We start from the raw sequence: 3,737 nt of genomic DNA, 5'->3' as shown, positions 1-3,737 counted from the left end.
CGGCAGCGTCAGATGTGTATAAGAGCCATCCGCCTGGCCCGCGAGTCCGCCGGCTCCAACGGCAGCGGCGACCCGCGCAGCGCCCCGCCCACCGTGGTCGGCAGCGTCAGCCGGAACTGCGCCCCGCCGCCGTGCTCGCCCCACGCCTCCAACCGCCCGCCGTGCAGGTGGGCGTCCTCCAGCGCGATGGACAGGCCGAGCCCGGTGCCGCCCGTGGTACGCGCCCGCGCCGGATCCGCGCGCCAGAACCGGCTGAACACCTGATCCGCCTGGCCGGGCCGCAGCCCGATCCCGTAGTCCCGCACCGCGACGGCCACCGCGTCCCCGTCCGGGGCCACCGCGAGCCGCACCACCACATCGCGCCCCTCGCCGTGCTCGATGGCGTTGACCACCAGGTTCCGCACCACGCGCTCGATCCGTCGCGGGTCCACCTCCGCCACGCTCGGCCGAGCGTCGCCCCGCACCAGCAGCCGCCCGCCCCGCCGCTCCGCGAGCGACTCGACGCCCTCGACGACGCGGTGCACCACGTCCCTCAGGTCCGTCGGCTCCGCCTCCAGGTGCGCCGCCCCCGCGTCGAACCTGCTGATCTCCAGCAGGTCGCCCAGCAGCAGCTCGAACCGGTCCAGCTGGCTCAGCAGCAGCTCCGCCGAGCGCGCCGTCGCCGGATCGAATTCGCCGCGCGCCTCATGGATGACGTCCGCCGCCATCCGCACCGTCGTCAGCGGCGTCCGCAGCTCGTGCGAGACATCGGAGACGAAGCGCCGCTGCATCCGCGACAGCTCCTCCAGCTGCTGGATCTGCGTCTGGAGGTTCCGCGCCATCTTGTTGAACGACTCGCCCAGCCGCGCGATGTCGTCCTCCCCGCTGACCTTCATCCGCTCCTGGAGCCGCCCCGCGGCCAGCCGTTCCGCGATCCCGGCGGCCATCCGCACCGGCGTCACCACCTGGCGCACCACCAGCCACGCGATCGCCCCCAGCAGCGCCACCACGAAGAGCCCCGCCGTCGCGATCGTGCCGGTCACCAGGCTCAGCGACTTCTCCTCCTGCCCGAACGGGAAGAGGTAGTACAGCTGGTACTGGTTGCCCTGGTTGTCCGTGAGGCGCCTGCCGAGGATCAGACCGGCCTCCGAGGTGCCGTCCTGCCGCACGATCGTCCCGTACTGCCGGTGCGTCTCCGGGTCGTCGTCCAGCGCCTCGCGCATCTCCTCCGAGATGCTCAGGTCCGTGTTGACCGCCTGCGAGACCCGCGGCCCGCGCGGCGCGAAGCCACGGTCCTCCGCGAACGGCGGCGACAGCTCCGACGGCAGCGCCACCACCATGAACACGCCCTGCCCGCCGCTGGCGAGCTGCTGCACCACATCGGTCGTCCACGTCGCCGCGTCGACCGCCTGCCCCGCCCCCGCCCGGCCGTCGTCCGCGGTGGCCATCTCCCGCGCCACCCGGAAACCGCCGTCGGCCTGGCTCTGCGCCGTCTGCCGCTTGGCCTCCAGCAGGCCGTTGCGCACCTGCCCGATCACCACGACCCCCAGCACCAGCACCACGGCCATCGACAGCAGCAGCGTGCTGGCCACCACCCGGAGCTGGATGTTCCGCCGCCACAGCCGCATCACCGACAGCAGCGGCCCACGCGCCCAGCGCCCGAAGATGCGGATGGCAGGCTGCGCCCGGCTGCCCGTCGCGACTCCGTCCGACAGCAGCCGGGAGCTGTGCCACCACACCCGGTCGGTCACCTCAGCTGGACCCGGCCTTGTAGCCCACGCCGCGCACGGTCACCACGATCTCCGGCCGCTCCGGGTCCTTCTCGACCTTGGAACGCAGCCGCTGCACATGAACGTTCACCAGCCGGGTGTCCGCAGCGTGCCGGTAGCCCCACACCTGTTCGAGCAGCACCTCCCGCGTGAACACCTGCCACGGCTTGCGCGCCAGCGCGACCAGCAGGTCGAACTCCAGCGGCGTCAGCGAGATCGTCTGCGGGCCCCGCTTCACCGAGTGCCCCGCCACGTCGATCACCAGGTCGCCGATGGCCAGCTGCTCGGGCGCGGGCTCCTCGGAACGCCGCAGCCGCGCCCGGATGCGGGCGATCAGCTCCTTCGGCTTGAACGGCTTGACGATGTAGTCATCCGCCCCCGACTCCAGACCCACGACCACGTCCACCGTGTCGCTCTTCGCGGTCAGCATCACGATCGGCACGCCCGACTCGCCGCGGATCAGACGGCAGACCTCGATGCCGTCCCTCCCGGGCAGCATCAGGTCGAGCAGCACCAGATCCGGCTTGATCTCCCGGAAGGCCGCCAGCGCCTTGTCCCCATCGGCGACGAACGACGGCTCGAAGCCCTCCCCGCGCAGCACGATGCCGAGCATTTCCGCCAGCGCGGTGTCGTCATCGACGACAAGTACGCGTCCCTTCATGCCTTCATCATCCCATCGCCATTTCGCGACTCGGCCGGACGTGATCCGGAACACACAGCCGCGAGGTTTCCCCCATATACCGGCGAGACTACGCCCCGCTCGGTGACGATCGCCGAGACGAGCTCCGCCGGCGTCACATCGAACGCCGGGTTATAGGCCCGCGCGCCCACCGGCGTCACCGGGACCCCGGGCGCGATGTCCGTCACCTCGTGCCCGGGACGCTGCTCGATCGGGATCGTCGCGGCGCCCGCCGTCCCCAGGTCCACCGTGGACACCGGCGCCACCACGATGAACGGAACCTCGTGGTGGCGGGCCAGCACCGCCAGCGGATAACTGCCCACCTTGTTCGCCACCGACCCGTCCGCCGCGATCCGGTCCGCCCCGATCAGCACCGCGTCCACCTCGCCCGCCGCGAACAGCGAACCGGCCGCCGAGTCCGCGAGCACCGAGTACGGCATCCCCTCCCGCGCCGCCTCCCACGCGGTCAACCGCGCGCCCTGGAGCAGCGGACGCGTCTCGTCCACCCACAGCCGCCGCAGCTCCCCCGCGCGGTGCGCGGCCCGCACCACCGCCAGCGCCGTGCCGTGTCCGCCGGACACCAGCGCGCCCGTGTTGCAGTGCGTGAGCAGCCGGTAGCCGCCGCCCGGCAGCAGGTCGGCGAGCAGTTCGACGCCGAGCGACGCCATCCGGTCGCTCGCCTCCGCGTCCTCCCGGTGCAGCGCACGCGCCTCGGCGAGCGCCGCCGAGGCCGCCGCCGCGCCGTCGCCCCCCGCGGCCCGGTGCGCCGCGACGGCGCGCTGGACGCCATGGGCGAGGTTCACCGCCGTCGGCCTGGCCTGGGCCAGCGACTGCGCCGCGTCCGCCACGTCGTAGCCGCGCGCCGCTGCCAGCGCGATCCCGTACGCTCCGGCGATGCCCAGCAGCGGCGCGCCACGGACCGCGAGCGACTGGATCGCGGCGACCAGCCCTGGCACGTCCGTGCAGACGACCTCGACCTCGGCGGTCGGCAGCCGCCGCTGGTCGAGCAGCACCAGCATCGGCCCATCGGGCGGGTCCGCCCAGCGCAGGACGGGGAGTGAGTGATCAGCCATTGGCACAGTCTGCCCGTCCGACGGGGGCGAGAGAAGGCAGGAACGGCCGCGACCGCGCAGACGCACCCGCCCTGGCGCCATGGCACGATGGGCGACAGGACCTGACGGCGACAGGTACCACCAACGGATCAGGCGGATCACGCGGATCGGTCAGAAACGGACGAGGAGACACCGTGAGTGACACGCCGGGCTGGGCCTCCCCCGGATCACCCCCACCCGAGCAGGACAGGCCCGAGC

Annotated in this window: 3 protein-coding genes; all 3 read right to left on the bottom strand. The window is 72.9% G+C overall.

All coding sequences use genetic code 11. The features are described 5' to 3' along the window. Positions 1-8 precede the first annotated feature (8 nt). From mtrB to mtnA, 3 genes are read right to left on the bottom strand one after another with little or no spacing between them, the layout of a single operon-like run. Positions 9-1,730 (bottom strand): MtrAB system histidine kinase MtrB, encoded by a 1,722-nt coding sequence (gene mtrB / locus ADY01_RS33930; RefSeq protein ID WP_078900842.1) that lies wholly within the window; start codon positions 1,728-1,730, stop codon positions 9-11. Between the two features lies 1 nt (position 1,731). After that, positions 1,732-2,409 carry a two-component system response regulator MtrA gene (gene mtrA / locus ADY01_RS33925; RefSeq protein WP_049580612.1) on the bottom strand — a complete coding sequence of 226 codons (678 nt, stop codon included), beginning with the start codon at positions 2,407-2,409 and terminating at the stop codon, positions 1,732-1,734. Further along, the gene (gene mtnA / locus ADY01_RS33920) at positions 2,406-3,500 is read right to left on the bottom strand and encodes an S-methyl-5-thioribose-1-phosphate isomerase (RefSeq protein ID WP_049580611.1); all 1,095 of its coding nucleotides are present in this window, start codon (positions 3,498-3,500) and stop codon (positions 2,406-2,408) included. Before mtnA ends, mtrA begins: the two co-directional genes overlap by 4 nt. Between the last annotated feature and the right edge of the window lie 237 nt (positions 3,501-3,737).

Source organism: Streptomyces sp. SBT349, assembly GCF_001083795.1.
In the GTDB taxonomy this organism is placed as follows: Bacteria; Actinomycetota; Actinomycetes; order Streptomycetales; family Streptomycetaceae; genus Streptomyces.
The sequence above is the reverse complement of the archived record's forward strand: the minus strand, read 5'-3'. Positions and strand labels throughout refer to the sequence as shown.